The organism is Ruegeria sp. BHSC223 (assembly GCF_059613025.1).
In genome coordinates this window covers 1-2971 of the sequence record NZ_JBXWRR010000036.1, presented here as the reverse complement: position 1 = coordinate 2971, position 2971 = coordinate 1, and the positions used below count along the sequence as shown (strand labels likewise).

General features: G+C 63.2%; 3 protein-coding genes. All 3 read right to left on the bottom strand.

Annotated features, from left to right (window positions below):
• A partial coding sequence (locus tag AC2FNY_RS20970) for an ornithine cyclodeaminase family protein (RefSeq protein ID WP_496803647.1) occupies positions 1 to 767 on the bottom strand: 767 nt, incomplete at its 3' end.
• Positions 768 to 835: 68 nt separating this feature from the next.
• Positions 836 to 2002 carry a 3-hydroxy-D-aspartate aldolase BhcC gene (gene bhcC / locus AC2FNY_RS20965; protein WP_496803646.1) on the bottom strand — a complete coding sequence of 389 codons (1167 nt, stop codon included), beginning with the start codon at positions 2000 to 2002 and terminating at the stop codon, positions 836 to 838.
• Positions 2003 to 2016: 14 nt separating this feature from the next.
• Positions 2017 to 2970 carry a beta-hydroxyaspartate dehydratase BhcB gene (gene bhcB / locus AC2FNY_RS20960; RefSeq protein WP_496803645.1) on the bottom strand — a complete coding sequence of 318 codons (954 nt, stop codon included), beginning with the start codon at positions 2968 to 2970 and terminating at the stop codon, positions 2017 to 2019.
• Position 2971 lies beyond the last annotated feature (1 nt).

The following is a 2971-nucleotide window of genomic DNA, read 5'->3' as shown; positions in this document are numbered from 1 at the left end:
GCGTGCTGCGCCTCGCCGATGCTGATGGATTGCGCGACCTCGTCCGTGAATACGCTGGCGCGGGCCAGCAGGGCGGCCTCGACCTCTTGCTTGCCTTTGGTGTCGGTTCCCATGCAGGCGACATGTGTGCCGGGGCTGACATGACCCGCCATCAGCGAGGGCGCAAAGGCCGAGGTGATCGTGATGATCACATCCGCCTCGCGCATGCCGTCCAGCTCTGCCGCCTCAAAGGGAATGCCGACCTCTTCGGCAACCCTGGCCAGGTTCGGCAGCATCTCGGGGTGGTAGTTCCAGCCGATGACCTTGTCGAAGGCGCGCTGCTCCAACGCGGCGCGCAGCTGGAACGTGGCCTGATGGCCGGCGCCGATCATGCCGATGACCTTTGCATCCGGGCGGGCGAGATGCTTGATCGACACCGAGGACGCCGCCGCCGTGCGCAAGGCCGTCAACAGGTTGCCGCCGACCATCGCCGAGGGCTTGCCCGTGTCGGGATCGAACAGGAAAACTGTCGACTGGTGGTTGATCAGCCCGCGCTTTTCCAGATTGTTGGGCCAGTAGCCGCCCGCCTTGAGACCCAGCGTCAGGCCTGCCCGGTCAAACCCGCCCTTGAAGCCATAGAGCGCATCCTCATGGCCGATTGCTTCGCGCACCACGGGAAAGTTATTGGCATCGCCTGAAGCCATGGCAGCAAAGACCTGTTCAACGGCATCAAAGGCCGCCTCGCGCGTCATCAAGTCGGCAATTTCACGTTCAGGGACAATCAGCATGGTCAGGCTCCAAAGAGTTTGGCCCCGCCCAGCTGAAAGCCGGACAGGGCAGGATGCTTTAAATTAAGTCAGTAGGCGCGGCCGCGGGCCGAGACCGGCCAGACGCATTCGACCTTGCCGTTGCGCACGCCGACATACCAGTCATGCACATTGGCGGTCGGGTCGCAGTGGCCGGGCACCAGCTTGAGCTTCTCGTTGACCTTCAAGACGCCCTTCGGGTCGGAAATCACGCCGTGTTCATCCGAGCATTTGACATATTCCACGTCGTCGCGCCCATAGATGAACGGCAGCCCGCTATCGACCGATTGCGCCTTGAGGCCCGCGTCACAGATCGCCTTGTCGGCCTTGGCGTGGCTCATGACCGAGGTCAGGATGAAGAAGGCGTTTTCCCACTCACCCGCATCGATGCGCTTGCCCTCGTGATCGAGGATGCGGCCATAATCCGCATCCATGAAGGCATACGACCCGCACTGGAGTTCGTTGTAGAGGCCGGAATTGCTCTCGAAGTAATACGATCCCGTGCCACCGCCCGACACCAGGTCGGTCTCGATCCCGTCCGCCTTCAGAGCATCCACGGCATCCTGCACCTGCGCGATGGCGGCATCGATCTTGGCCTTGCGGTCGTCAAAGCTGTCCATGTGCTGCATCGCGCCCTGATAGGCCTGGATGCCGCGATAGGTCAGGTTGTCCGCCTGGGCGACGGCCTTGGCGATCTCGACCACCGCAGGCGTGGTGGTCACGCCACAGCGCCCGGCACCGCAGTCGATCTCCACGAAGACACCCAGCCGGGTGCCTGCCTTGACGGCCGCCGCCGACAGGTCCGCCACGTTGGCGACATCATCGACACAGACGATCACCTCACCTCCGCTCAGCTTCGGCAGCTGGACGAGGCGCGCGATCTTGCCCGGATCGCGGACCTGGTTCGAAACGAGGATCTCCTGGATACCGGCGCGGGCAAAGACCTCGGCCTCGGACACCTTCTGGCAGCAGACGCCGATAGCACCCCCCAGGTCCATCTGCAGCTTCAGCACATCGACGGATTTGTGCATCTTGCCATGCGCGCGGTGGCGCATGCCATGCGCCTTGGCATAGTCGCCCATCTTCCTGATGTTGCGTTCAAGCGCGTCGAGATCCAGCACCAGGGCAGGCGTCTGGATATCGGCGGCATCCATGCCCGGCTTGGCGGGAATGTCGAAACCGACCTCGTAGGCGTCCAGGTCAATCGAGTCTTTCATGGGAATTCTCCTGTTCAGCCCTGCATCCAGGGCAGTTTGTCCAGATCGACGTTGCCGCCGGTGATGATCACGCCCACGCGCTTGCCACGAAACGCGTCGGGGTTCTTGAGGATGGTGGCCAGCGGCACGGCGCTGGAGGGTTCCATCACGATGCGCAGGTGCTTCCAGATCAGCTTCATCGCATCGACGATTTCCTGTTCCGAGGCGGTGTAGATCTCGGACACGTGGTGCGAGACGAAATGCCAGGTCAGGTCCTTGAGTGGCACCAGCAGACCGTCAGCGATGGTCTTGGGCGCATCATCGGCAATGATGTGACCCGCCTTGAAGCTGCGATAGGCGTCGTCGGCCTGTTCGGGCTCGGCGGCGATCACCTGTGTTTCCGGCGCCAGCGTCGCCAGGGTCAGGCAGGTGCCCGAGATCATGCCGCCGCCCCCGATCGGGGCCACCACCATGTCGAGCCCGTCGGTCTGCTCCATGAATTCCTTCGAACAGGTGCCTTGCCCGGCGATCACCCGCGGATCGTTGTAGGGATGCACGAAATCGCCGCCCGTGGCGGCCTGCACCTCGGCGAACGTCGCCTCGCGCGAGGTCGTCGAGGGCTCACATTCGGTGATCACGCCACCATAGCGACGCACCGTGTCCTTCTTGGCCTGCGGCGCGGTGCGCGGCATGACCACGTTGCAGGGGATGCCGCGCAGCATGGCGGCATAGCTCAGGCACGAGGCATGATTGCCGCTCGAATGCGTCGCCACGCCCTTGGCCGCCTGCGCCTCGTCCAGTCCAAAGACCGCGTTGGTGGCCCCGCGCACCTTGAACGCGCCCGGCTCCTGAAAGTTCTCGCATTTGAAGAACAGCCGGCACCCCGCCAACTCGCTCAGATAATCCGACACCCGCACCGGCGTACGACGGATATACGGCGCGATCCGATCATGCGCACAAAGCATGTCCTCGTAGGAAGGAATATACATC

Coding starts and splice junctions, on each gene's coding strand:
- bhcC (WP_496803646.1), bottom strand. CDS start 2,002: ATGAAAGACTCGATTGACCTGGACGCCTACGAGGTCGGTTTCGACATT.
- bhcB (WP_496803645.1), bottom strand. CDS start 2,970: ATGTATATTCCTTCCTACGAGGACATGCTTTGTGCGCATGATCGGATC.